The organism is Streptomyces sp. NBC_00249 (assembly GCF_026342355.1).
GTDB lineage: Bacteria > Actinomycetota > Actinomycetes > Streptomycetales > Streptomycetaceae > Streptomyces.
In genome coordinates this window covers 65306-90859 of record NZ_JAPEMV010000006.1, presented here as the reverse complement: position 1 = coordinate 90859, position 25554 = coordinate 65306, and the positions used below count along the sequence as shown (strand labels likewise).

The following is a 25554-nucleotide window of genomic DNA, read 5'->3' as shown; positions in this document are numbered from 1 at the left end:
TACCCCCTGCGGTGCGGCGTGAACGTGCGGCCGCGCCACCCTATCTGGCGCCCCGTCAGATGTCTGCGGCGGCCCGCCCGTCACGCGTACGGGGCCTGGGCAGCGGAGCCCCCGCGCGAGATGCTGGAGGGGCCCCGCCACAGCGGCGCCGCCGCCGGGCGGGACTTCGACGACACCCCGGGCCCGCCGCCCACAGGCCCCGACGCGCGGAGACTCCGATGCAGAACCCCGCCACCCCGACACCCCCCGGCGCCGGCTGGGGCGGCGGTGCGCCGCCCCGGATCGCTGAGGGCGCTGCCCCGGCACTCTCCCTCGAACTGTTCGTGCACGGGGTCGCCGGGGCCTCGCCCGGGGAACTGCTCGGCGATCCCCACACCGTCCGGATCAGCGGGGACTCCACCGCCGCCGTGTTCCGGCGGGCCGAGGACGCCGACGCCGAGGCGCACCCCGCGCGTTACGCCGGCCGGCCCGTGCCCGAGGCGTACTGCTGGTCCCGGCTCACCTCGGGCAACGGCGCCCGCGCGCTGTGGCTGCTGCTCCTGCCCTTCATGGTGGCCAACCTCGCCCACTGGGCCCGCCCCGCCGCCGGGCCCGCCGGGGCCTCGCCGCGGGCCGTGCGGGCGTACGGGCTCCTCGTACGGTTGCTCGCCCTCAGCCTCACCGTCCTGCTGGTCGCCGCCGCCTGCGAGGTCGCGCTGGACCTGTTCGCCTGGCAGTGCGCGGGCAACGCGTCCTGCACCGCGTCCCGTTCCTGGCTCGGGTTCCTGCGCCCCGGCGGCCGGTGGGGCCAGCCCGGCCGCCGCATTGCCCTCGCGGCCCTGGTCCCGGCCGCCCTCACGGGCCTCCTCTGGTTCCTGTCGACCCGCACCTGGAACGCCTACGAATCCCAGCCACCCCCCACGGCACCCCCCGGCCCCCTCACCCCGGGCACGCCCTCGGCCGACGTCGCCCCGGGCGACGCCGCCGATGTCGACGACGCCGGGCTCGGGGCGGCCGGGTTCTGGTACGGGCGGCGGATCGTGGCGCGGTTGCGGGCCGCCCATACCGCCGCCGGGCTGCTCACCGTCGCGGCGGCCGTCGCCGCGCCCACCCTGCGCCACGACCGCGCCGACGGCACAGGCCCCCTCCTCCAGGCGGCCGGCTGGGCGGTGGAGGGGCTGCTCGCCGTCGGGGCCGTCATCGTCGTCCGGGTCGTCTGCCGGCGCGGCCGCAGCGAGGCCCGGCCCGACCACCGGCTCGACCGGGCCGCCGTCACCCTGCTGCCCGGCGGCGCCCTCGTGCTGCTGGCCGGCGTCCTCGCGCATGCCGCCTGGCCGCGCCCCGGCTGGACCTCCACCGGACGGCTCTTGGGCGACTTCGCCTTCGGGGTGCTCATGCTCGGCCAGGGCTGCTGCGTGCTCGCCCTCGCCGTCGTCGCCCGCCGCCTCCACCGGGGCGCGCCCCGGGCGGCATCCGGTCCCGGCACCGCCCTCGGGGGCCTCGGCGGGCCCGCCGTCGCCGTGCTCGGGTGCGCGCTCGGCGGGGTCATGTCCGGCGGGGTCGCCCAGCGGGTCGCCGACTGGCTCGACGGGGACGCCACTCCCGGCATGGCCGGCGCCCGGCTGGCCGGGCCGCCCGTCCTGCTGTCCTGGCAGGCCGCCGTCCTGCCGCCGATGCTGCTCGCCCTGGCCCTGCTGGCCGCCGGGGTCGGGGCCCGCGCCGCCCGTACCCGGCGCCGGACCGCCAGGGCCGTCGCCGCCGAGTACCCCGGCGAGCGGCCCGACCCCGCCCGCAGCCGCCGGATCGCCGGGGCCCGGGCCGCCGCCGCGCTCACCGACTCGGCGCCCTGGTTCGTGGGGGCCGTCTCCGGCATCACCCTGCTGCTCGGCGCGGGCGCCCTCGCCGGGGCCTGGCTCAGCGGCAAGGTCCCCGGCGAGGCCGCGCGCGGCACCCACCCGCTGCTGGAGGCCGCCGCCCGCGCCGCCCAGGACACCGGGTCCTGGCTCATCGGCCTCGGCATCGCCGCCTTCGTCACCTGGGGCCGCCGCGCCTACCGCGACCCCGCCGCCCGCCGCACCATCGGCATCCTGTGGGACGTCGGCACCTTCTGGCCCCGCGCCGCCCACCCCTTCGCCCCGCCCTGCTACGCCGAGCGGGCCGTCCCCGACCTCACCTGGCGCATGGCCGCCTGGACCGGAGGCACCGGCGGCCGCCTCGTCATCTCCGGGCACTCCCAGGGCAGCGTCCTCGCGGCCGCCGCCGTCCGGCAGCTGCCGCCCGAGGTGCGCCGCCGCGTCGCGCTGCTGACCTACGGCTCCCCGCTGGCCCGGCTCTACGGCCGCTGGTTCCCCGCCTACTTCGGTCCCGGCCCGCTCGCCGCCCTGCACCGGGACCTCGACTGCTGGCGCAACCTGTGGCGGGCCACCGACCCCATCGGCGGCCCGGTCGCCGTCGCCGCCGACGGCGCGGAGCCCGTCGACCGGGGCCCCCTCGCCGATCCGCTCGCCTACGGACGCAGCCCCCGCCACCCGCTGCCCGCGCCGATCCTCGGGCACGGCGACTACGAGGCCGATCCTGCCTTCACCACCGAACGCGACGCGCTCCTCGCGCGATTGGCCGCCGCCGCGCGGGCCGACGTACACGACAACGCGAGGGAACTGCCCGCCCAGCGGATCAGCAAGGCGCCGGCAGAGCGGGCTGAGCGGGCAGGCCCGGCAGGACCGGAAGGTCCGCCGCGAAGAGCAGGGTGAGTTCGTCCGTACTCGGCTCGGCCAGCTGCGCGACCCGGCCCGCGTGCCGCTCCACCATCGATTCGAAGGTCTGCCGCGCGGTACGGCCGTTGCCGAAGGCCGGGCCCTTGGGCAGCTCCGTGAAGTACGCCAGCAGCGCCTCCTCGGTGCCCTCGCCGAGCCGGTACTCGTGCTCCTCCGCCTGCTGCTCCACGATCCGCAGCAGCTCCTGCGGGCCGTAGTCGCCGAAGGTGATGGTCCGTGAGAACCGGGACGCCACCCCCGGGTTGACCGTCAGGAACCGTTCCATCTCCGCCGTGTACCCGGCGACGATCACCACCACGGCTTCCCGGTGGTCCTCCATCAGCTTCACCAGCGTGTCGATCGCCTCACGCCCGAAGTCCCGCCCCGAGTCCTCCGGGGCCAGCGCGTACGCCTCGTCGATGAACAGCACCCCGCCGCGCGCCCGGTCGAAGGCCTCCTGCGTACGGATCGCGGTGGACCCGATGTGCTCCCCGACCAGGTCCACTCGGGACACCTCGACCAGGTGCCCGCGCTCCAGCACCCCCAGGGAGGCGAGGATCTCCCCGTACAGCCGGGCGACGGTGGTCTTGCCCGTGCCGGGGGAGCCCGTGAACACCAGATGGCGGCGCACCGAGGCCGCCTTGAGGCCCGCCTGCTGCCGCCTGCGCCCCACCTCGATCATGTCGGTGAGCGCGCGCACCTCGCGCTTGACGCTGTCCAGGCCCACCAGCGCGTCGAGCTGGCCCAGGACCTCGCCCGAACCCCGCGCCGCCGGGTCCGCCGCCACCGCCCCGGGACCCGCCACGTCGGCCGGCCGCGGCGCGGGCACCTGCGCGGCCTGCCCTACGGAGTCACGCGCCGCGGAGACCGTACGGATCCCCGCCTGCGCCCCGGCCTGCCCGCCGCCCGCCGCCTGCGCGGCGAGCCGGGGCCCCGACTCGTCGCTGGTGCAGCCCTCGGCGAGCGGGCCGTCCTCCGCGAACTCGTAGCCCCCGCGCGCGCAGCGCTCGGTGTGGCACCGGTCGAGGGTGGTGCGGCAGCCGTCGATGACGTGGAAGCCGAAGCCGGCGCTGCCCGACACCCGGCAGGCCGTGAAGGTGCCGCGGCCGCCCGCCGACACGTAGAACCCGGCCTCGGCGGCCGAGCTCACCGTGCACCGTTCCAGGACGGGATCGGCGCCCTTGGTGACGATCACACCCGTCTGCACACCGTCGATCGTGCAGTTGGCGAGGGTGCCGCCGCTGCCGTGGTCCCGGAACCAGGCGCCCGTGCCCGCCTCGCGGATCCGGCAGTCGTCGAGCTGCGCCGTCGCCCCGTCGCTGACCGACACGGCGGTGTTGCGGACCTGCGAGAGGTCGCTGTCGACGACATCGGCCCGCGAACCCCGGTCCAGTACGAACAGTGCGTCCGGCACGTCGTGCACACGGCAGGAGTCCAGGGAGGCGGTGGCGCCGTCGCTGATCCACACTGCCGGATAGTCGCCCGTGCTGTCGTGGATCTCGCAGGACTCGGCATCGACCCTGGTTCCCGGATCCCACACCGACAGACCGTTGCGCCCGAACCGGCGGACCGTGGTCCTGCTGAGGGTCAGCACCGAACGGGAGCGCAGGTCCACCGCGTTCTCCGGGATGTCGTGGATGTCGCAGCCGGCGAGGCTGAGCACGGCGTCGGTGTCGAGGGTGACCCCGTCGGCGGAGGTGCGGTGCACCGCGCAGTCGGTGAGCCGGGCCGCGGCGCGCGCCGCGATCCGCACCCCGGCGCCCTTGATCTCGTACACCTCGCAGCCCAGCGCCTCCAGGCCCGAGCCCTCGCCGGTGACCGCGATGCCCGCGCCCGTGGCGTGGTGGATCCGGCAGCGCTCCAGCCGGGGGTGCCCGCCGTGCACCGAGACCCCGGCCTGCCCGGCCGCGACGACCTCGCACTCCTCGAAGACCCCGCCGCCGCCGTCCAGGACGGAGATGCCGATCCCGGCCGGGTTCTCCACCGTGCACCGGCGCACCAGGGGCCGGGCCCCGCCGCGCACCTCGATGCCGGCCGACGAACGGGTGTGCACGCGCAGGTCGGTGAGCTCCGGGGAGCCGTCCTCGACGAGGAGCGCGGGCGCCGCCCCGTCCGCTCCCTCCAGGTACAGGTCCTGCACGACGGCGGAGGCGCGCACGGTCAGCGCCACCCCGTCGAGCGGGGCGATCCGCACCGACCCGGCGACGGCGCCCTCGGGCCCGCGCAGGGTGACGGCGTGGCGCAGGACCAGGTTCTCCCGGTAGGTGCCGGGCGCGATCGACAGCACGTCGCCGTCGCCCGCGGCGGCCAGCGCCGCGCTCAGCGTCGGATACTCACCCGAGCGCCGCCGCCAACGCGAGGCCCCGCCGTGTGTCACCTGGACCGTGCCCTGAGCCATGGTGCTGTCGTGCCCCCACCCTCGTACTCGCGCCGCCGGGGCGGCCGAAGCGACTGAAGCCGTTCACAGCCGCGCCGGTTACGGCGTTGCCGTTCACAGCGTTGCCGTTCACAGTCGTGCCGTCCGCAGCGGCTGAAGTGACCGATGCGGTCCCCGGCTCCACCGTAGCGCGCGTGGGGCCGGTGAGTTGCCAGGTCAGCTGCCCGCGCCCGCACGGCCCCAGTCGGGCCCGGCCGCCGCCCACGCGCGGTCCAGCCGTATGTACCGCCGATGCATGAGCCGGCGTACGACCAGCCGCCGGACCGTCTCCACCAGTGCGGCCGCCGTCAGTGCGGCCGCCAGCCCGGCCATCCCCGCGTGGAAGGACGCGGAGGACGGGTCGAGCGGCTGCCCCACCAGCCGCCCCCGGGTGTCGGTCCATATCCGGAACCGGTCGCCGGGACGGGGCGGTTCCTCCGCCGCCGGGACCGTACCCTCATGGCTGCTGCCGTCGGGCGCGGTCCACGCGGCCACGATCCGCGTCCGCTCCGGCGTCTGCCGCTGGGCCGCCGGATCCGCCTCCGCCCCGGCGACCGGCCCCGCCTCCGGCCGGACGACCACGGCCGGTACGAGATACCGCTCGTGCCGCTGCTCGCGCGCCGCCCGCTGCAGCGTGCCGTCCACCTGAAGGCCCGCGACCCAGCCGACGGCCGGAGCCACCAGCAGGACGCACACCAGAGCGGCGAACGCCACCCACGCCTCGAAACGATCTGTCGGCCGGCGCAGCGGATTGCGCCGCCAACGCCACACTCCCATTGCTGTCCGCACGGTCCCGGCTCCCCCTACTTACGCCAGCCATCCGTCTGCCTGCGCGTCCAAGCCTTCCGCATGCCCGGTGGACGCGCATTCCGGGACGCGCGCGCCGCCTGTCACCCGATCCGGTGCTCGTGCCCCGTGGATGCCCACACGTCGCGAAATCTTCAACGGCCCCGCCCGGTCCGTTGGTTCCAGTGGACACCCGGAGCCCCTCGAAGGTGTCATTCCGCCCGCCCTGGTCAAGGGCGGTCCGAGCGACACTCGAGACCCGGGTGCCATGCGCGGCCGCGGTCGGTGGTCGGTCGTACGTCGTGTCGCATGTCGTGTCGCACGTCGTACGTCGCCCGCGGCGTCCGGCAGGTTCGCGTCCTACTCCAGTACGCGCACCTCGTCGCCCACCCGTACGGTGCCGAGCTTCACGGGCACCAGCTGCCGCCCGAAGGCCAGCGACTTCCCGATCCTGCGGTGCCTCGCCAGGGTCTTCAGCGGCTCCCGGCCGCGCTCGGCCGTCGCCTGGTCGGTGGTGGTGACGACGCAGCGCCCGCACTCGCGCGCGCCGCGGAAGACCACGTCGCCGATCGCTATGCGCCGCCAGCCGTCCTCGGCCCAGGCCTCGGCGCCGGCGACCACCACATTGGGGCGGAACCGGTTCATCGGCAGCGGGCCCTCCGCGGGATGGTCCCCCTCCGCGATCAGCGCGTTGAGGGCCTCCAGCGAGGCGAGGGTGGTCGTCAGCAGGGGATACCCGTCGGCGAGGCTGACCGTTTCGCCGGGCAGCGCGTAGTCGGGGTCCACGGGCCGGCGCACGGCCGGATCGTCCATGTGCACCAGCCGCACCGGCAGGCCGAGGTAGGCGCTGAACCAGTCGGCGGCGGCGTGCGCCGCGACCACCGTCTCGACCTTCTTGCCGAAGAGGCTGACGGGTTCCAGCGGTCCCGGCTCCGGCACCTCCACGACCAGCTCGGGCATGCCCGGCCCCGACAGTGTGACCCGGCCGCCCTCCAGCGGGCGCGCCGAGGCCAAGGCCAGCCGCGCCTGCTGGCGTTGGGTCACGACCGTGCCCTCGGTGTCGACGACCGCCCAGCGGCGGTCCCCGGACAGCCCCCAGGGCTCCACGACCGCCTCAGCGGGCGCGACTCCCGCCACGGACTTGACGGGATGGACGTGGAGCGACTGGACGTACAAGTTCGGCATGGGGGCATCTTGCCAGCCGCCCCGCCCGCCGCCCCAGCTGGTTTCGCGCAGGGCACAGCGGACCCGCCCCCCGGCCCCGCGCTCTGCTCAGTAGCCGCGCCCCTGCTGGTACTGGCGGCCGTACGGGTCCTCGTACGAGGGGACCTGCGCGGGAGCGGCCATCGGGCGGGGGGCCGCCGGGCGCATCGCCTCGTACCCGGTGCCCGCGGCGACCGGACGGGGCTGCTGCGGCTGGGGCTGCGGTACGTACCCCACGCGGGCCGCGACCGGCTGCTGCTGGGGGATGTACGGAGCCGGCGCGTGCTGGAGGGGCATGGGCATCGGCATCGGCTGCTGGGGGGCGGCCTGCTGCGGATACGCGTAGCCGTAGGCGGGATTCTGCTGCTGCGGCATCGCGGGCGGCAGGGCGGGCAGGGAGGAGGCGAGGGCCGGCAGGAATCCACCGCTCGAGTAACCGGCACTGGGCGACTCGTAGGCGGCCGGAACGCGGATCGGGGCGATCTGCGGAGTGCCGCGTTCGGCGACGAGGGAGTCGTAGATGGGGGTGTCCGTGAAGGAGGGCGCGGAGTAGTAACCGCCGCCATAAGTGGAGCGGGGGGAGGTCATGGGACCTAAGTTAAGCCCACGACTTCACCGGGTCCATAGCGAGGTTCCGTCAACACCGCCCTGACCTGCATATTCGCAGGTCAGGGCCACAGCTTTCACTTGACGTTCACCTGCACGATTCGTCACTTGCGTCCCACGTTGTTCTGACTCGTACTCACCGGTTGGCCGTTGCACCTACTTGTCGCTGACGCAGCGTCACAACGCGGTGACCTCGGATGACGTCATCTCAGCTGTTTCGCACATCGCTGGGACGGGCATAGGTACGGCCCTTCCAGGCCGCCCCGCGCCCCCGGTAGTGCTGGACGGCCGAGTCGACCGTCATCAGGAGGTAGAGCAGCGCCGTGAACGGAAGCAGCGGAGCTAGGACGGCCGACTGCCCGTAGTAGCGCAGCATCGGCAGATAGGTGCCGGCCATCAGCAGCCAGGCCGCGCCCCCGGCCCACGCCACGGCGGGGCGCCCCGCCGCGAGCCCCGCGACGAGCGCGGCCGGCGGGACGAGGTACACGAGGACCAGCCCGGCCACCGTCCCGGCGAGCAGCAGCGGCTGGTGGCGCAGTTGGGCGTACGCGCTGCGCGACACCATCCGCCACAGCTCCCCGAGCCCCGGGTACGGGCGCACGCTGTCCACGCGCTCCGCCAGCCCGAGCCAGATCCGGCCGCCGGTCGCCTGCACGGCGCGGGCCAGGGAGACGTCGTCGATGACGGCCTGCCGGATGGAGTCGGGGACGTCCGCGCGGACGGCGGCCGCGGTACGCAGCAGCACGCAGCCGCCGGCGGCCGCCGCGGTCCGGGCGGCGGGACGGTTGATCCGGCGGAAGGGGTACAGCTGCGCGAAGAAGTACACGAACGCGGGGACGACGAGGCGCTCCCAGAAACCCGTCACCCGCAGCCGGGCCATCTGCGAGACGAGGTCGAGACGGGCCGAGGTCGCGGCGGCGACCAGCTCGCGGAGGCTGTCGGGCTCGTGGGCGATGTCGGCGTCCGTGAGGAGGAGGTAGTCCGGCTCGACGGCGTGCGCGTGGCGGGCGTACGCGATGCCGTGGCGCAGGGCCCACAGCTTGCCCGTCCAGCCGGGCGGGGGCTCGCCCGGGGACACCACGGTGAGGGGGATCCCCGGGCACTCGGCGGCCAGGCGGGCGGCCGTCGCGGCGGTGCCGTCGGTGCTGCCGTCGTCGACCAGGACGATCTCGGCCTCGCCGGGATAGTCCTGGGCGAGCAGCGAGGGCAGGCTGCGGGGGAGCACCTCGGCCTCGTCGCGGGCGGGCACGACGATCGCCACGGAAGGCCAGTGGGCGGGGGCGGTGCGCGGGGGCAGGCGGACGTCGGTACGCCAGAACATGCCCTGGGCGAGGGTGAGCCAGAGCCAGGCGGCGAGGGAGGCGCAGGCGGTGAGGAGAAGGCCCATGGGCGCAGTGTGCCGGACCCTGCGGGGCGTGTCGCGGATCCTGGCGTCCTCGTCGTCCGCGTCGCGCTGCCGCGTCGCGCTGCCGCGTCGCGCTGCCGCGTCGCGCTGCCGCGTCGCGCTGCCGCGGCGCGCTGCCGCGGCGGGGGCGGGGGTGGTGCGGGTGCGGGCCCTGCGGGGCATTCCCCCACCCCGCCCCTTCCCGAAACCGGGGCTCTGCCCCCGGACCCCGCACGGGGCTCTGCCCCCGGACCCCGCACGGGGCTCTGCCCCCGGACCCCGCACGGGGCTCTGCCCCCGGCCCCCGCACGGGGCTGCCGGCACCCGCCCGGGGTCGCGCCCGGATCCCGGTGGGCCTGTGCCCGGTGTCTGCCCGTTCGGGGCTCCGGGCGGTTGGGGCGGCGATGTGGCGGGGTGGGGGCGTCGACTAAGGTGACCAGGTGAAGATCGCGCTCATGGACTCGGGAATCGGCCTCCTCGCAGCGGCCGCCGCGACGCGTCGGCTGCGGCCCGACGCCGATCTGCTGCTCTCCTCCGACCCCGACGGCATGCCCTGGGGTCCGCGTACGCCCGCCGACCTCACGGAGCGGGCCCGCTCCGTCGCCCGGGCCGCCGCCGCGCTGCGCCCCGACGCGCTGATCGTGGCCTGCAACACCGCCTCCGTGCACTCCCTGGACACCCTGCGGGCCGATCTGGAGCCCGGGATCCCCGTCATCGGTACCGTCCCGGCGATCAAGCCCGCCGCGGCCGCCGGCGGGCGGGTCGCGATCTGGGCCACCCCCGCCACCACCGGCAGCCCGTACCAGCGCGGGCTGATCCGTGACTTCGCGGCCGGGGCGACGGTCACCGAGGTGCCCTGCCCCGGGCTCGCCGACGCCGTCGAGGCCGCCGACGAGGCCGCCGTCGTACGCGCCGTCGCCGCCGCGGCCGCCCTCACCCCACCCGACGTCACGGACGTGGTGCTCGGCTGCACGCACTACGAGCTCGTCGGGGACCCCATCAGGGCCGCCCTCGCCGAGCGCACCGGGGGAGCGGAGATCACGTACCACGGCTCCGCCGAGGCCGTCGCCGTGCAGGCGCTGCGCCGCCTCGGCGCCACCCCCGAGCCCGGCCTGCCGCGCACCGGCGGCCTGACCGTGCTGCTCAGCGGGCGGCCCTCCGCCCTGCCGGCGACGGCGCTGCGCTACGCCGAGGGGCGCCTGCTGGCGGGCCTGGAGCGGAACGTGGCCGTCGGCGCCTGACCCGGAGCGGATATTGCGGTTCCCCCGTTGCGGGCGTGCTCGCATACTGGGTCCGTGATTGCCTACGCCAAGCACCTCCCCGCCGGCGTGAGACCGGCAACTGACATACGTACATGGGGTGTTCCGGATTCCGAGCGCTGGATGAAGGCTCGTGTCCCGGTCGTCTTCGCCCCTGCCGCCGGGAGTTGGCTTCTCGGCGTCCTCGTGATCGTCTCGCTGGTGCTGCTCCTGCGCGGCGGCGACGGCCCCGCCACGGCCGGTACCGCCTGGCGGGCCTACCCCGACGTGCTGCTGCTGGTGGCGCTGCCGCTCTGGTACCGCTACCTGCCCGGCGCGGCCGCGGCCGCCGCCGCACTCCTCGCGCTGGAGTCGGCCCTCACCCTCCCGGCGGGTGCGGTGTCCGGCGGCGCGGCGGAGGCCGGGCTCCTCCTGGTGTGCGGCGTATCGCTGTGGGCGCTGGCGGGGACGCTGCTGCGGCTGTGGTCCCGCCGCAGGCAGGAGAGGCTGGCCCGCGCCGCGGCCGGGCCGGCCCGGTTCCCGGCCCCGGAGAACCTGCCCCGCGGGCTGGAACGGCGCGGCGACGGGTCGTTCATGGCCGGCGGCGTCCTGTGTCTGGTGGCCGCGTTCATCCTCGTCGAGGGCATCGTCAAGGACTTCGCAGGACACGGCGAGCCCGTCCCCTACGACGCCCTCGGCCAGCAGCGCATCGCGCTGCCCCTGCTGGTGCTCGGGACCACCCTGATGGGCTGGGGCTGGGGCGCCGACCGGGCCGCGCGGCGGCTGTACGAGGAGCGGCAGCCCGTCCTCGTGGTGGGCGTACGGATCGCACGGTCGGGGCATTTCTGGCTGTACCCGGACCCCGACGACACCTCGGGGCGCCCCCTGATCTCCTGCCGGCCCCAGGAGACGGACTCCGGGGGCGGGGGCCGGCTGCTGGCGGGCGGCCCGGAGAAGGTGTTCCAGGACGGACTGCACGACATCGACCCCCGCTCCGAGCCCTTCGAAGCGGTGCTCTACGGGGTGCCGCGGGAGGGCGCCGAGATCGTCCTCGAGTACGGCGTCCACGAGTACGGCGCCAGCCTGCGTTCCTCCCTGACCGCGTCGCCCCTGCTGCCGCGCCGCAGGCACGATCTCGGCCCGTGGACCCCGGCGGGCTCTTCCTACCGCGCGAGCGAGCAGTGGCAGCGCGACCGGGAGGCCGAGGCGGAACGGGAGCGCTCGCGCGCGCAGAAGGCGAGCAAGCGGAGCGCGGGCACGCGGGCGACGGCCACCGGCACCTCGGCGAGCACCGCGTCCGGCGGCACCGCCTCCGGCGGCGGCTGCGGGGGCGACGGCGGCTGTGGCGGCGGCGGGGGCTGCGGAGGCTGCGGCTGCGGCTGACCCCGGGGCGTCCGGGGCGTCCGGGGCTCCCGGGCGCAGCCCCTCAGCCGGGCCCGGCCGCGGCGCGGGAGCCCGCTTCGTCGAGCCGGTGGGCCAGGGCGCGCAGTGCTCCCGCGTCCAGGACCCGGTCGCCGAACCCGGGCAGGGGCACGTGCAGCGGGCCCGTCCACTCCTCGGGGACCGCACCCTGGCCGTACACCGCACCGGCCAGGGTGCCCGTCACGGCCGCGACGGTGTCGGTGTCGCCGCCCAGGTCCACGGCGGCCCGTACGGCCTGCGCGAACCCGGTGGTGGTGCGCAGCGCCCACACCGCCGAGCCGAGGCAGGGCCACACCGCCCCGTTGAACTCGGTGGCCAGGTCCGGGTGCCAGGCCGGGTCGAGGACGCGGGCGTAGCGCTCGCGGTGGTCCGGGTCCAGCGCATCGAGCGCCGCGGGGAGCGCGGACAGAGGGTCGTCTCCGTCCAGGGCGGTCCGTACCAGCTCGTGCAGGACGGCGGTGCCCTCCCAGGCGGCCCGGTCGCCGTGGGTGAGGGCCGCGATCCGCCGGGCGGCGTCCATGGTGGCCTCCCGTCCGGCGGGGGCGAAGTACACCGCCGAGGTCGAGGCCCGCATCAGGGAACCGTTGCCCGCCGCCCGCGCGTTGACCTGGAAGTGCAGGGCGGCCGCGAGGTCCCAGGGTTCGCCGCTGGACAGTACGTCCTCGGTCTGCAGGCCGATGTCCTTGGGCTGTCCGGCCGCCCAGCGCTGGAACCGCCGGAAGACGTCGGGCAGTTCGAGGCCGCCGCACTCCAGCAGCGATTCCCCGACCAGGACCGCCATCTGTGTGTCGTCCGTGGCCTCGCCGGGGTCCCAGCCGCCGCCGCTGAGCATCTCCCGTCCCCGTGCGGTCAGTTCACCGGCCGGTCCGAACTCGTAGGGCGCGCCCAGCGCGTCGCCCGCCGCCGAGCCCAGGACGGCCCCGACGGCCCGGTCGAGCCGGCCGGTCACGCTTCGTTCCCCGGGCAGACGGTGTCCAGGACCCGGCGCGTGAACCCTTCCAGGTCCTCCAGCCCGGCCGCGGCCAGGGTCTGCGGGGCACCGGCGAGCAGGTGCGGGATCGCCCCGTGCAGGGCGAGGGTCAGGGCGCGGGCCCGCTCCGGTCCGGCCGGGAGTCCGGCCCCGGCGAGGAGATGGCCGTACGCCGCGAAGTCGGCGGCGCCGATCGGGTCCAGCAGCGCGGCCAGCCACGGCCGCCGGGTGGCTTCGGTCTGGAGCTCCAGGTAGGCCAGCAGGCGCGGCCGGCCGGGCCCGGCGACGTCGCGCAGCAGGCCGGCGAGGAAGGCCGCCAGCTCCGCCCGCCCGGACGGTCCCGGCCCGGTCCCCGCCAGGCCGGCGGCGAGCTCCCGGTACCGCTCCACGCAGCGCTCCGCCACGGCGCGCAGCAGGGCGTCGCGGTTCGGGAAGTAGTTCTTGGCCGTGCCCAGCGGTACCGCTGCCGCGGCGTCGACGGCCCGGTGGGTCAGCCCGCGCCCGCCCGCTTCCGCCAGCACTGTCATCGCCGCGTCGCGCAGCCGGTCCCTGCGGTCCTGATTCACCTTGCCAGCATAACCACAATCGTGGTACCACAGATGGGGTACCACGGCTGTGGTGAAATGCTCGTGGTGCCGAGGTTCCGTACGTCCGTCCGGGGAAACCGGAGTGAGGGATCGAGGGGCACGCCATGAGAATCGGAGACAGTGAAACCGGCCGCGCCGTCGTGGTCGGCGCGGGCGTCGGCGGGCTCGCCACCGCCGTGGGGCTGCGCCGCGCGGGCTGGTCCGTGACCGTACTCGAACGCCGGACCGCCCCCGAGCGCTACGGCACGGCCTTCGGTATCCACCCCACCGCCCAGACCGCCCTCGACCGCCTCGGCCTCGGCGCCGCCCTGCGCGCGCGGGCCGTCCCGTACCGGCACGCCCACATCCGCCGCCCGGACGGCACCGTGCTCGCCGCCCTCCCCCTCGAACGCGTCGAGCGCAAGGCGGGCCGCCCCGAACTCCTCGTCTCCCGCCCCCACCTGATCGACGCCCTGCTCGCCGAACTCGACCGCCTCGGCGGCCCGCCCGTCGCGTACGGGCAGCGCCTCACCGATCCCGGCTCCGTCGAGGACGCCGACCTGCTCGTCGGCGCCGACGGCATCAACAGCACCGTGCGCACCTCCCGCTTCGGCGGAGGCAGCGCGGTCCGCGCCGTCGGCACGGTCGCCTGGATCGGCATCGCCGGCTTCGAGACGGGGACCTACAGCGAGACCTGGGGCCGCGGCCGGTTCTTCGGCATGACCCCCGTCGAGCCCGGCCGCACCAACTGGTACGCCGCCGTCCCCGAGGCCACCACGGCCGGGGACGTACGGGCCGCCTTCGCCGGCTGGCACGACCCGATCCCGCGCCTGCTCGACGGCACCGACCCCGCGACCTGGATCCGGTACGAGATGCGCCACCTCCACCCCGCCCTCCCCACCTTCGTCACCGGCGGCCGCACCGCCCTCGTCGGCGACGCCGCCCACGCCATGACCCCCAACCTCGGACAGGGCGCCTGCACCGCCCTCCTCGACGCCGAGGCCCTCACCCGCGCCGTCGCCGCCCACGGCCGGGCCGGGCTGCCGGCCGCGCTGCGCGCCTACGACGCCGAGCGCCGCCGCAGCGCGCAGCGCGTCGCCTTCGGCTCCCGGAACCTGCACCGCTTCATCACCGGCCGCCGCCCCGCCCTGCGCGACGCCCTCCTCAGGCTGCTGCCCGGCTGAGGCCCGCCCGCAGGGGGTGCTGCTCCGAGTGGCGCAGGGACGGTGGCGCGGATCCGGAACGTGAGTACGCTGCTGGACATGACGGTTCACCCCCCGGGCCCGCTCTGGACGGGCCGGGCCTCCAACCGGGTGCAGTGGCTGCTCGCCGTGGCCGGTGCCGCCTGCCTGGCGCTCGGAATCGAGCTCGCCGTCGACTACGCCTGGACCTCCGGCATCGCTCCGCTGCTCATGGCGGTGATCGGCTGCCTCGCCGCGGGACTGCTCATCCTCTACGGGACCCTCGCCTTCGTGCACGTGTCCGTCACCGTGGACGCCGAGGCCGTGGAGGTGCGCTGCGGCTACGTCGGCGTGCCGCGCCGGCGCATCCCCCTCGACGAGGTGACCTCCGCCGAGTTCCTCCCCAAGGTCACCCCCCAGCACTGGGGCGGCTGGGGCTACCGCTGGCGCCCCGACAAGGGCACGGCGGTGATCGTCCGCCGTGGCGAAGGCCTGGAGCTGCGGCTCGGCGACGGCAAACTGTTCACGGTCACCGTCGACGACGCCGAGAACGCGGTCCGCGTCATCCGCGCCCACCTGCGCACCCTCGCCCGCTAGGCCCAGCTCCCGGCCGGGGCCCGGCGGCTCCTTACCGGTCCTTGGGGTGCGGGGACGTACACTCCGCCAGATGAGCAGCAGTGTCACCCGCGCCGCCGGGAGCGAGCCGCAGCGGCCCGCCGACCGAGCCGAGGCGGACCCCGGGACCGCCACCGAAACAGCAGCCTCCGAAGGCACCGCCCCCGGGCCGCGCAAGGGCGCCTGGGCGGTGCGTGCCGTCCTCGCCGCCCTCGCCGGAGTGCTGCTGTACGTCAGCTTCCCGCCCCGCCCGCTGTGGTGGCTGGCCCCCTTCGCCCTCGCCCTGCTCGCCGGCTGCCTGCGCGGCCGCCGCGCCCGCGCGGGCTTCGGCCTCGGCGCCCTCTTCGGCCTCGGGTACCTGCTGCCGCTCCTCGTCTGGACCAGCGAGGGCGTCGGCCCCGTCCCGTGGCTGGCGCTCGTCGCCCTCGAGGCCCTCCTGATCGGCCTCGCCGGCCTCGGCATCGCCCTCGTCAGCCGGCTGCCCGCCTGGCCGCTGTGGGCCGCCGCCGTCTGGGTCGCGGACGAGGCCCTGCGCGCCCGGGCCCCCTTCGGCGGCTTCGCCTGGGGCAAGCTGGCCTTCGGCCAGGCCGACGGCGTCCTCGTCCCGCTCGCCGCGCTCGGCGGCACCCCGCTGCTCTCCTTCGCCGTCGCCCTGTGCGGTTTCGGGCTGTACGAGCTCGCGCGCACCGTCCGCCACCACCCCGGCCGCAGCACCGCCGCGCTCGCCGCCCTCGCCGTCGCCGCCCCGGTCGGCGTGGCCCTCGCCGCCCGCCCGCTGGTCTCCGACGCCGCCGAGGACGGAACCGCCGTGGCCGCCGTCATCCAGGGCAACGTCCCGCGCGCCGGCTTCGACTTCAACGCCCAGCGCCGCCAGGTCCTGGACAATCACGCGAACCGCACCGTCCAGCTCGCCCAGGACGTCAAGGCGGGCCGCGCCCCCAAGCCCGACTTCGTCGTCTGGCCGGAGAACTCCTCCGACATCGACCCCTACACCCAGCCCGACGCCTACGCCGTCATCGACAACGCGGTCAAGGCCATCGGCGTACCCGTCGCCATCGGCTCCGTCCTCGCCCCCGAGACCGGGCCGCTGCGCAACACGATGATCCTGTGGGACCCGGTCAAGGGCCCCACGGACACCTACGACAAGCGCAAGATCCAGCCCTTCGGGGAGCGGATCCCGATGCGCTCCTTCGTCCGGCTCTTCAGCTCCGACGTCGACCGGGTCCGCCGCGACTTCGGACCCGGCAAGGAGCCCGGAGTCTTCGACATGGCGGGCACCGGCGTCGGCATGGTCACCTGCTACGAGGCCGCCTTCGACGACGCGGTCCGCTCCACCGTCGAGGCCGGCGCCCAGGTCATCGCGGTCCCCAGCAACAACGCCACCTTCGGCCGGACCGAGATGACCTACCAGCAGCTCGCCATGGACCGGATCCGCGCGGTCGAGCACAGCCGGACCGTCCTCGTCCCCGTCACCAGCGGCGTCAGCGCGGTCATCCGGCCCGACGGCTCGGTCGTCTCGCAGACGAAGATGTTCACCGCCGACGCGCTGGTCGCCGAGATCCCGCTGCGCTCCACGCAGACCCCCGCCACCCGCTTCGGCCCGCTGCCCGAGTACGCGCTGCTGCTGCTCGCCGCCGGTGGCCTCGGCGCCGTCCTCCTCCGCCGGATCCGCGCGCGCCGCCGGGCGGGCTCGGCCTCGTAGGGTCGGGGCATGACCACACCCGATTTCATCCGTGCCATCCGGGCGGGCGCCGGACAGCAGCTGCTGCTGCTCCCCGGCGTCACCGCCATCGTCCTCGACGACCAGGGCCGCGTGCTCCTCGGCCGACGGGCCGACACCGGACGGTGGTCCGTCGTGGGCGGCATCGCCGAACCGGGGGAGCAGCCCGCCGACACGGCGGTGCGCGAGGTGTACGAGGAGACGGCCGTGCGGTGCGTGCCCGAACGGGTCGTCCTCGTGCAGATGCTCGAACCGATCACCTACCCCAACGGCGACGTCTGCCAGTTCCAGGACATCACCTTCCGCTGCCGGGCCACCGGCGGCGAGGCCCGCCCCGCCGACGGGGAGCTGCTGGAGGTGGCCTGGTTCGAACCGGACTCCCTGCCCCCGCTGGAGCCCTTCGCCGTGGACCGCATCCGCCGCGCCCAGCAGGACGCGCCGACCTGGTTCGCGGCACCGGCCGAGATCGCCGAGTAGGCCCGCCGCCCCCGGGGTTCCCCGGCCCCGGAGCGGGGGACGGGACGTCCGCGCCCGGGGCCGCCTGCTGGAGACCGATCGAGTGGAGCGCCGAACCCCCGCCGGCTTAGCCCGCCCCGCCCGCCCCGCCCGCCCCGCCCGCCGCCTCCCGGTAGAGCTCCAGCGCCGCGTCGCCCATCACCGCGCTGTAGGAGACCTCCGGGACGGTGCCGCCGCCCTCGTACCCGCCGAGGACCCCGGCGAGCGCGCCGCCCGCCAGCCACGGGCTGCCGCTGGTGCCCCCGCTCAGCTCGGGACAGTCGATGCGCCGCTGGGTGTCCGTGAACAGGCTGGTGGTGTTCGCGCAGCGCAGCGGGGCCTCCTGGGCGCTCGGGTAGCCCAGGACCGTCACCGTCACCGCCTCCGGCTGCCGCCCGGCGACCGGGAAGCCCCCGACGACGTCCTCGACGCGTACGCCGTCCAGCGGGGCGAGCGTCGCGAAGGCCAGGTCCGCGTCGGGTTCCACGCCGTCGGTCCAGGCCGGGGACACCCGTACGCCGGTCAGCCGCCACACCCCGTACGGGGCCTTCCCGTCGCGGTAGCCCGGCACGAACACGGTGCCCTCCGGATGGCCGAGGCAGTGCGCGGCGGTGGCGATCAGGTCGCGGCCCGCGCTGCGCACCACGGACGCGGTGCAGAAGTGCCCGCCGTCCAGCCCGCCCGCGAAGAGGGCGCCCACCCGGTCCGCCGCCGTGTCGGGCACGGCCTCGACGGTGACACCGAGCGGGGGCACGGCCGCGGCGTCCGGGACGTCCACGCTCACGAGCGCGGCCATCGCGGTCAGCGCGAGCAGGATCCGGGACGCCCGCCGGGCCCGGGAGCGGCCGGCCGGTCGGGGGAGGTTGCGTTGGATCATGCACCGAGCCTCCCCGGCGAAACTGTGTCCGGAGCCCGGTACTCCGTATGAATCAGCTGTGAATCCGTCCCGGCGGGGCCCGGACCGTCACGCCCGGCGTTCGTACACCCGCGCGTATGTGGCAAGGCATGAACGCGGTGCGATCCGCGGCCAGGCGTTCGGGCGGAAAGCACCAGTCTATGGACGACACGGACGGTTTCCGGACCGCCTGTTGTGCACGGCGGAGCGTGATGGCAGGGCCCGGCCGCCCCTAGCCTCGCCGCAGGAGCACGAACGAGGGGCGGTACCCGGTGAACTGGCTCATCCACGACTACCGCGAGAGCGATCTCGCAGCGGTGGTCCACCTGATCGACACCACGGCCGAACTCGGCCAGGAGTCCGTCTTCTCCCTCGCCGAGTGCATCAGCGCGCTCACCGACCGGCAGCCCTGCGTGGTCGCCGTCCACCAGGGCGTCCCGATCGGCGCGGCCCTCGCCTGCGTGACGGGGGAGCGGGCCTGGGTGATGCGCATCGCGATCGCCTCGGGCTGGCGCGGCCGGGGCCTGGCCAGCGCCCTCCTCGTCGAGCTGGAGCGCAGGCTCATCGCGGCCCGCGTCGGCCGGATCGCGTACGTCCTGCCCGAGGAGGACCTCCTGGGCGAGGGCCTGCTCAACGCCGGCTACACCCGCCAGCCCGCCGTCGCCTACTTCGAGAAGACCGAACCGCTGCACGGACCGGCGGCCGGACTCCTCGACGACCTCGGCGGCCGGTTCCTCCAGGGCGACCTGTGGGCGAAGGTCGCCGGCATGGAGAAGGAGAAGGACCTCATCGAGCGGCGCGTGGTGCTGCCGCTCGCGGAGCCCGAACGGGCCGCCTCGCACGGGGTGCGGCCGCCGCGCGCCATCACCCTCTTCGGTCCGCCCGGCACCGGCAAGACCACCTTCGCCCGCGCCATCGCCTCCCGGCTGGGCTGGCCCTTCGTGGAACTGCTGCCCTCCCGCCTCGCCGACGGCGGGAACCTGGCCACGGCCCTGCGCGACGCCTTCGCCCGGATCGCCGAACTGGAGCGGGTGCTCGTCTTCATCGACGAGGTCGAGGAGATCGCGCCCGTGCGCACCGAGCCCGCCCACCCCGGCGGGATGCACGGGGTGACGAACGAGCTGCTCAAGCTGATACCCGGCTTCCGGGAGGGCGGCGAACGGCTGTTGGTCTGCGCCACCAACTCCATCCGCTCCCTGGACCCGGCCTTCCTGCGGCCGGGCCGCTTCGACTACCTGATCCCGATCGGCACCCCCGACGCCGGAGCCCGCGCCGCGATCTGGGGGCGCTACACGGCGGGGCGCGGGGACGTGGACGTGGCGGCCCTGGTGGCGGCGACGGAACTGTTCACCCCGGCCGACATCGAGCACGCCGCACGGATCGCCGCGCAGGTGTCCTTCGAACGGGACCTGGAGGCGGTGGGCGCACGCGGCGCGGCGGCCGCGCAGCTCGGGGCGACCACCGGGGACTACCTGGCGGCCGTCGCCCAGTGCCGCCCGACGGTGACCCCCGCGATGACCGGGGAGTTCGAGGCCGACATCACCGCGCACGCGCGGTTCTGAACCGGTCGAACGCCGGGCGCGAGGGACGAAAGGGCCCGCAGCCACTCCCCAAAGCGGCTGCGGGCCTCCCGCACGGACTCGTGATCCGGTACGGGACGGCCACGCTCCGGTTGGGGTGATCGCCGGCTGGAACGTGACCCGCGCGGGTGGAGGAAGGCGTCCTGCACGCCTTCCTCGACCTCTACGAGTCAACCAGCGGGCGACCGGCCGCCGCTTCGGCCGGACGGCCACCCCCACCCCGGCCGAACGGCCAGGTGGCCTACGGCCGGCAGCGGTAGGTGAACTCCGCCGCCGCCGTGCGCCGCACCGGGGAGATCAGCTGGAGTTCGGCCCGCGCCGGGTAGCTGCCCGCGCCCTGGAAGGTCCACAGCAGGTGCAAGGTGGCCTCCGTGCGCCCGCTGGGCACCCGCTCCGTGAGGTCCGCCGAGCGGGTCCCGTCGCTGCGGACCCAGCGGTAGGTGAGGACTCCGGGCCGCCCGTCGGTGCGTACGACGGCCACCACATCGGCGGCCGAGTCGCAGCCCGGCCCCGCCGGGTCGGTGCTGACCGCCACGTCCCGTACCTGCACGGCCGGCCCGTACCGCTGCCAGCCCAGGTAGCCGAGGACCGCCGCCAGCACGACCACGGCCAGCGTGTACCGCCGCCAGCCCGCGCCCCGGCGCCGGGCGGGAGCCGGGGCGGGGCCGGGGCTGGGCAGTACCGGGAACGGCGCGGGCATCGCGGCCGTCACCCCCGGCCCGAAGCGCAGCACCGACCCCTCCACCCGGTCGGGGGCGGCGTCCGCGGGCGGCGGCGGTCCGGTGAACCAGTGGCTGCCGAGGACGGTGGCGCTGTAGTCGTCGTCGCCCTGCGGGGCGCGGGGACCGCTCATCGCGGGACCTCCTGGTCCTGGCACCGCAGGAGCACCTGGGAAGCGGATGCCGCGCCGCTGCCCGCGGCGGGCTTGGTGGTGACGCGGACCCCGCCGTAGCAGCCGCGCCCCCGGGTGAAGGTGTGGCTCTGCACCACCGGGGCCAGGGCGCCGGACTGGACGACGACCGTGTCGGTGCCGTCCGCGACGGCCAGACTGCCCTGCGCGTCGCCGAGGAACCATTCCAGGACGACGGTGACCGGGCCGGAGCCCTGGGTGGCCAGGGACACGGTGGCCTCGCCGCGGTAGACCCCGGTCTTGAGGGACACGTCGAGCGTGGTCACCCGCAGCGTCGGCGAGGGCGTCGGTGTCGGGCTGGGCGTGGGGCTCGTGGTCGGCTTCGGGGTCGGGCTCGCCGAAGGGCCGGGCGGCGAGTACGAGGGCGTCGGGCCGGAGGTGGGCGTGGGCGTCGGGGAGGCCGGCGCGGACGGGCTCGCCGAGGGCGAGGCCGAGGCGGTCGGGGAGGCCGTGGCCGACGGGGATCCCGTCGGGGAGGCGGTGGGGCCGGGGCCGGGCGGGGCCGCGCTGGTCGTGGCGAAGGTGCTGAGCGCCGATGCCCCCGGCGGGGTGCCGCCGATGGCGTCGGTGGTGAGCACCAGCAGCGCCCCCAGTACCAGCGCCAGCCCGGCCGCGAACCAGCCGGTGCGCCCGGGCGCCCAGCCCGAGGGGCCGCCGACCGAGGTGGTGGCGAGCGCCGTGGTGCCCTCGGCGGCCGGGGCGGCCGAGGGGAACAGCAGCGGAAGCAGGGCCGCCAGCGCGGCGAGCTTGCGCTGCCCGCGCTCCTCCCACTGCGGCCCGTAGGCGGCCACCGCCAGCTCCTCCAGCTCCGCCACGAAGGCCTCGGCGTTCTCCGGCCGCTGCTCCGGGAGCTTGGCCAGACCCCGCCGGATGAGGGGGCGTACCGGCTCGGGGGCCTCGGTCTCGGGGACGGGCGCCTCGATGTGCTGGACGGCGAGCTCCGCGAAGTTCGTCCCGTCGTAGGGCTTGCGGCCGGTCAGGCACTCGAAGAAGGTCGCCGTGGCCGCGTACACGTCGGCCGTCGGCGAGGCCGGCTGCCCCTGCCACTGCTCGGGGGCCATGTAGGCGGGCGTACCCGCCACCCCCGGGGTCGTGCCGCGCCCGGCGGCGATCCCGAAGTCCACCAGCTTGGAGGAGCCGTCGGCCGCGACCAGGACGTTCTCCGGCTTGTAGTCCCGGTGGACGACGCCCGTCCGGTGGGCCGCCGCCAGCCCGAGCAGGGAGCCCTTGAGGACCACCAGCGCCGCTTCGGCGTCCGCCCGGCCGGACTGCTTCAGCACCGCGCGCAGCGAGATGCCGTCCACCAGCTCCATCACGATCGCGGCGCCGCCCGGCGCCTCCACGTACTCGTACAGGCCCACCACGTACGGGGATCCCAGCCCGCCCAGCAGCCGGGCCTCCGCGCGGAACTCCCGGACGAAGGCCGGGTCCTCGCGCAGCCGGTCGGCGAGGTACTTCACCGCGACCGGCGTACCGGTGCCGTCGTGGACGGCGAGCACGACGCGGCCGCTGCCGCCCGCGCCGAGCTCCCGGACCTCGGTGTATCCCGGAACGGTCCAGCCGTTGCTCATCGTCGCCCCCGTCCGTGGCGTCACAGGCCCCCTGAAGGCGGCCGGCCGGTCGTCCCCCGACCAGCCACCACCTTGGGACGTGCTTTCCGCCACGGCCGGTTCCCAACCGTGCGGCCCGTGCCGAACCGTGACCTGAGGGGTCGCCGGGCCCCGTCAGGCCGCCGCCGACACCGCGCCGATCATCGCGTGCAGCCGGTCGGCGGCCGCCCGCCCGAAGGCCGGGTCGTTGATGTGGGTGTCGTAGTCGTAGAGCCGGGCCGGGCTGCCCCGGAGCCCCTCGCGCAGCGCCGTGAACAGCGCCCGGTCCGCGCCCGGATCGTGGTACGGGCCGCCGGGGGCGCCCAGCGTGGACAGCCCGCGCAGCGGCAGGCAGACCGCCGTCGGCCCGGTCGCCGCGCGGAGTTTCGCGGCGACCCGGCGCCCGAGCTCCGCGCATTCGGACTCGGTCGTACGGATCACCGTGATCGACGGGTTGTGGACGCGCACCCGCCGGTAGCGGGCCCGCTCCGGCAGGCTCTCCAGCGGCCCGAACTTCACCATGTCCAGTGCCCCCAGGCTCACCACCTGCGGGATCCCGGCCCGCCCGGCCGCGCTGAGCCGGTCGGGGCCGGCGGTGAGGATCCCGCCGCACAGGTCGTCGGCGAGCTCGCTGAGGGTGAGGTCCAGCACGCCCGCGAAGATCCCCTGCCCGGCCAGGGTCTCCAGGGTGCGGCCGCCGGTGCCGCTGACGTGGAAGACCAGCACCTCGTAGCCCAGCTCGGTCAGCCGCTCCCGGGCGGCGTCCACCCCGACGGTGGTCACCCCCGCCATGCTCGCCGCGACCAGCGGCCGGGCGCCCGCGCCGAGCCGGGGCGAGCGCCGCCGCTCCAGGGCGGTGCGCGCGAAGCCCTTGGCCATCCCGGCGACGGCCTCCACGGCGTTGGCGAGCACCGGCGCCGAGATGCTGTTGATCCCGGCGATGTCCACCACGCTGTACATCATCGTGATGTCCGCGGACCCGACGTACGGGGCCACGTCCCCCGACGCCATCGACGAGACCATCACCTTGGGCACGCCCAGGGGCAGTGCCCGCATCGCCCGCGTCGCGATCGAGGTGCCTCCGCTGCCCCCGATCGCGAGCACCCCGTGCACTCTGCCCTCCGCGTGCAGGCGTAAGAGGGCCGCCTCGGCGCCCCGGGCCATCGTGGTCACGGCCGCGCCCCGGTCGGCGGCCGCGCGCAGTTCCGACAGTTCCGTGCCGGCCGCCCGGGCCACCGCTTCACGCGGTACGTCCGCGGGGACCCGGGGTTCTCCCATGATCCCCGTGTCGACCAGCACCACTTCGACGCCGGCGCGCAGCAGCCTCTCGCGCAGCCAGCCGTACTCGACACCCTTGGTGTCCAGGGTTCCCACCAGCACGACGTTCGTCATAAGTGCAATGTCCACGCAGGTGGGGTTTGTTGGCAAGTAAAGGTCGGGTCAACCCTCCACGAGTGGCAACAACCTGTCCAGAAAAGGCAATTGAGCGGTCATCATATTTTTCCGGGCCGCGGTCGGGGAGAACCAGGCCACCCGGTCCAGCTCCGGGAACTCCTGCTCCCGCCCCGAATGCGGAGGCCACTCCATCGTGAAGGTCCCCGGCACCACCAGCGCCGGATCGAGGTCCGCCTCCACCGCCCAGACGGTCACCAGCTTCCCGCTGGTCAGCCGCACCTCGCCCAGCGGCAGGTACTCCCCGTCCGGCGGCGCGAGCCCCAGCTCCTCGGTGAACTCCCGGCGGGCCGCGTCCCGGGGCTCCTCCTCCGGCCCGTACTCGCCCTTCGGGATCACCCAGCTGCCGGCCTCCCGCCCCGCCCACAGCGGGCCGCCCATATGGCCGAGCAGCACCTCGACCCCCGGCCCGCCGGTACGGCGGAACAGCAGCAGCCCGGCGCTGCGCTTGTACCTCTTCGGTCCCGTCATGCCGTGATGCATGCCCCGCCGGTCTCCCGGCGACGCGGGGCGGGGGACCGGCGTGCGCCGCGCGGGGGACGGCGTGCGCCCGGAGCGGCGCGCGGGTCAGTGCGCGTGCGGGCCCTGCCGGTGGACCGGCCCGTGGGCCTCCGCGCAGTGCCCGTCGCCGTCCGCCGGGCCCTCGCCCGCCCGGCCGACGGACAGCAGGGCGTCCTGGACGTGGTCCACCTGGAGGGTGGTGTGGGTGATCCCGTACTCCTTCGCCAGCAGCCGCTCCAGGTCCCGGCGTACGGCGTGGCAGTCGCCCGCGGGCTCCACCAGCACGTGCGCGGACAGGGCCGCCTGCCCCGAGGTGATCGTCCAGATGTGCAGGTCGTGCACCTCGGTCACCGGCGGGTGCCCGACCAGGCGGTCGCCGACCGCGTCCGGGTCCACGTGCGCCGGCGCGGCCTCCAGGAAGATCCGCCCGGACTCGCGGACCAGCCCGTAGCCCGCCTTCACCATCAGCACCACCACCACGAGCGTGGCGATCGCGTCGGCCTGCACGAAACCGGTGGTGAGCACGATCAGACCGGACACCGCCGTCCCGATGAAGGCGAACAGGTCGTTCAGGATGTGCTGGTAGGCGCCCTCCACGGCCAGCGAGGACCGGTTCGCCTTCGAGATGCACCAGGCCGCGCCCACGTTGACGACGATCCCCGCCAGCGCCGTCACCAGCACCAGCCCGCCCTCCACGGCGGGCGGATCCATCAGCCGCCGGACCGCCTCGTACGCCAGCCAGACCGCCAGCAGCAGGAGGGTCAGCCCGTTCGCCTGGGCGGAAAGTATCTCCGCCCGTTTGAGGCCGTACGTGAACCCGCCCCGCGCCGGGCGCGCCGCCAGCCGCATCGCGATCAGCGCGAGGACGATCGACACGGCGTCCGTCAGCATGTGCGCGGCGTCCGAGATCAGCGCCAGGGACTGCGCCATCACACCGATGACCACCTCGACGGCCATGAAGCCGCCGATCAGGGCGAGGGCGATGGCCAGCCAGCGCCGGTCGGCGTCCGGGTCGACGCCGTGGCTGTGCCCGGCGTGTCCGTGTCCGTGCCCGTCCGCGTGCCCGCCGGGCCCGCTGTGGCCGTCGTGGTCCGTGTGGTCGGCGTGGTCGTGCGGCCGGCCCTCCTCGTGCACACGGTCGTGCGCGTGGTCGTGCCCGCTCATGGCATCCCCCGTCCGTTCGATCCGACGCGTGAAGTGAAGCGCACCGCGACGGATACGGCAAAGGCTGCAACGGGGACCGTTGTCATTCCCTATAAGCGCGCTCTGACCTGCGGTTATGCCGGTCGCGGA

21 protein-coding genes are annotated in these 25554 nt (G+C 75.5%); 8 read left to right on the top strand and 13 right to left on the bottom strand.

All coding sequences use genetic code 11. From position 1 onward, the window contains the following. Window positions 1-218 precede the first annotated feature (218 nt). Window positions 219-2729 carry a hypothetical protein gene (locus tag OOK31_RS25120; RefSeq protein WP_267089606.1) on the top strand — a complete coding sequence of 837 codons (2511 nt, stop codon included), beginning with the start codon at window positions 219-221 and terminating at the stop codon, window positions 2727-2729. Here OOK31_RS25120 and OOK31_RS25115 read toward each other — a convergent pair. From OOK31_RS25115 to OOK31_RS25095, 5 genes are all read right to left on the bottom strand, one after another. Continuing rightward, window positions 2653-5130, bottom strand: coding sequence for a right-handed parallel beta-helix repeat-containing protein (locus tag OOK31_RS25115; RefSeq protein ID WP_267089605.1), 2478 nt, complete (start codon window positions 5128-5130; stop codon window positions 2653-2655). The genes OOK31_RS25120 and OOK31_RS25115 overlap by 77 nt on opposite strands. Window positions 5131-5325: 195 nt before the next feature. After that, window positions 5326-5937 carry a hypothetical protein gene (locus OOK31_RS25110; protein WP_267089604.1) on the bottom strand — a complete coding sequence of 204 codons (612 nt, stop codon included), beginning with the start codon at window positions 5935-5937 and terminating at the stop codon, window positions 5326-5328. A 357-nt stretch (window positions 5938-6294) separates the two neighbouring features. Then, on the bottom strand, window positions 6295-7119 hold the full coding sequence (locus tag OOK31_RS25105; protein ID WP_267089603.1) for an MOSC domain-containing protein: 825 nt from the start codon (window positions 7117-7119) through the stop codon (window positions 6295-6297). An 87-nt stretch (window positions 7120-7206) separates the two neighbouring features. Continuing rightward, on the bottom strand, window positions 7207-7725 hold the full coding sequence (locus OOK31_RS25100) for a DUF6643 family protein (RefSeq protein WP_267089602.1): 519 nt from the start codon (window positions 7723-7725) through the stop codon (window positions 7207-7209). 226 nt (window positions 7726-7951) lie between these two features. Next, window positions 7952-9130, bottom strand: coding sequence for a glycosyltransferase (locus OOK31_RS25095; protein WP_267090006.1), 1179 nt, complete (start codon window positions 9128-9130; stop codon window positions 7952-7954). Window positions 9131-9567: 437 nt separating this feature from the next. On the opposite strand from OOK31_RS25095, the gene OOK31_RS25090 reads away from it, so the two are divergent. Both OOK31_RS25090 and OOK31_RS25085 read left to right on the top strand, forming a co-directional pair. Continuing rightward, window positions 9568-10368 (top strand): glutamate racemase, encoded by an 801-nt coding sequence (locus tag OOK31_RS25090; protein ID WP_267089601.1) that lies wholly within the window; start codon window positions 9568-9570, stop codon window positions 10366-10368. Between the two features lie 141 nt (window positions 10369-10509). Continuing rightward, window positions 10510-11748, top strand: coding sequence for a hypothetical protein (locus OOK31_RS25085; RefSeq protein WP_267089600.1), 1239 nt, complete (start codon window positions 10510-10512; stop codon window positions 11746-11748). Window positions 11749-11791: 43 nt separating this feature from the next. On the opposite strand, the gene OOK31_RS25080 is transcribed toward OOK31_RS25085, so the two are convergent. After that, window positions 11792-12736: an ADP-ribosylglycohydrolase family protein gene (locus OOK31_RS25080; RefSeq protein WP_267089599.1), complete on the bottom strand. Its 945-nt coding sequence runs from the start codon at window positions 12734-12736 to the stop codon at window positions 11792-11794. Then, window positions 12733-13323: a TetR/AcrR family transcriptional regulator gene (locus tag OOK31_RS25075; RefSeq protein ID WP_267089598.1), complete on the bottom strand. Its 591-nt coding sequence runs from the start codon at window positions 13321-13323 to the stop codon at window positions 12733-12735. The genes OOK31_RS25080 and OOK31_RS25075 overlap by 4 nt, the downstream gene beginning before the upstream one ends. Before the next feature lie 125 nt (window positions 13324-13448). Here OOK31_RS25075 and OOK31_RS25070 point away from each other — a divergent pair, with 125 nt between their 5' ends. The 4 genes from OOK31_RS25070 (at window position 13449) to OOK31_RS25055 (ending at window position 17316) form a co-directional block, all read left to right on the top strand. Beyond that, complete coding sequence (locus tag OOK31_RS25070) at window positions 13449-14507, top strand: NAD(P)/FAD-dependent oxidoreductase (protein ID WP_267089597.1); 1059 nt, start codon at window positions 13449-13451, stop codon at window positions 14505-14507. Between the two features lie 78 nt (window positions 14508-14585). Continuing rightward, entirely contained in the window at window positions 14586-15101 is a 516-nt protein-coding gene (locus OOK31_RS25065) for a hypothetical protein (protein ID WP_267089596.1), read from the top strand. A 70-nt stretch (window positions 15102-15171) separates the two neighbouring features. Then, window positions 15172-16821: an apolipoprotein N-acyltransferase gene (lnt, locus tag OOK31_RS25060; RefSeq protein WP_267089595.1), complete on the top strand. Its 1650-nt coding sequence runs from the start codon at window positions 15172-15174 to the stop codon at window positions 16819-16821. A gap of 9 nt (window positions 16822-16830) precedes the next feature. Then, window positions 16831-17316 (top strand): NUDIX domain-containing protein, encoded by a 486-nt coding sequence (locus tag OOK31_RS25055; RefSeq protein WP_267089594.1) that lies wholly within the window; start codon window positions 16831-16833, stop codon window positions 17314-17316. Window positions 17317-17422: 106 nt separating this feature from the next. On the opposite strand, the gene OOK31_RS25050 is transcribed toward OOK31_RS25055, so the two are convergent. Continuing rightward, window positions 17423-18211 (bottom strand): serine protease, encoded by a 789-nt coding sequence (locus OOK31_RS25050; RefSeq protein WP_267089593.1) that lies wholly within the window; start codon window positions 18209-18211, stop codon window positions 17423-17425. Between the two features lie 290 nt (window positions 18212-18501). On the opposite strand from OOK31_RS25050, the gene OOK31_RS25045 reads away from it, so the two are divergent. Next, entirely contained in the window at window positions 18502-19791 is a 1290-nt protein-coding gene (locus OOK31_RS25045; RefSeq protein WP_267089592.1) for an ATP-binding protein, read from the top strand. Between the two features lie 259 nt (window positions 19792-20050). Here the strand turns inward: OOK31_RS25045 and OOK31_RS25040 are convergent, their stop codons facing one another. The 5 genes from OOK31_RS25040 to OOK31_RS25020 form a co-directional block, all read right to left on the bottom strand. Next, on the bottom strand, window positions 20051-20662 hold the full coding sequence (locus OOK31_RS25040) for a hypothetical protein (protein WP_267089591.1): 612 nt from the start codon (window positions 20660-20662) through the stop codon (window positions 20051-20053). After that, window positions 20659-22290, bottom strand: coding sequence for a serine/threonine-protein kinase (locus OOK31_RS25035; protein WP_267089590.1), 1632 nt, complete (start codon window positions 22288-22290; stop codon window positions 20659-20661). Before OOK31_RS25035 ends, OOK31_RS25040 begins: the two co-directional genes overlap by 4 nt. Before the next feature lie 153 nt (window positions 22291-22443). Next, entirely contained in the window at window positions 22444-23700 is a 1257-nt protein-coding gene (locus OOK31_RS25030) for a Tm-1-like ATP-binding domain-containing protein (RefSeq protein WP_267089589.1), read from the bottom strand. Between the two features lie 48 nt (window positions 23701-23748). Beyond that, window positions 23749-24231: an NUDIX domain-containing protein gene (locus OOK31_RS25025; RefSeq protein WP_267089588.1), complete on the bottom strand. Its 483-nt coding sequence runs from the start codon at window positions 24229-24231 to the stop codon at window positions 23749-23751. Between the two features lie 96 nt (window positions 24232-24327). Beyond that, on the bottom strand, window positions 24328-25425 hold the full coding sequence (locus OOK31_RS25020) for a cation diffusion facilitator family transporter (protein ID WP_267089587.1): 1098 nt from the start codon (window positions 25423-25425) through the stop codon (window positions 24328-24330). Window positions 25426-25554 lie beyond the last annotated feature (129 nt).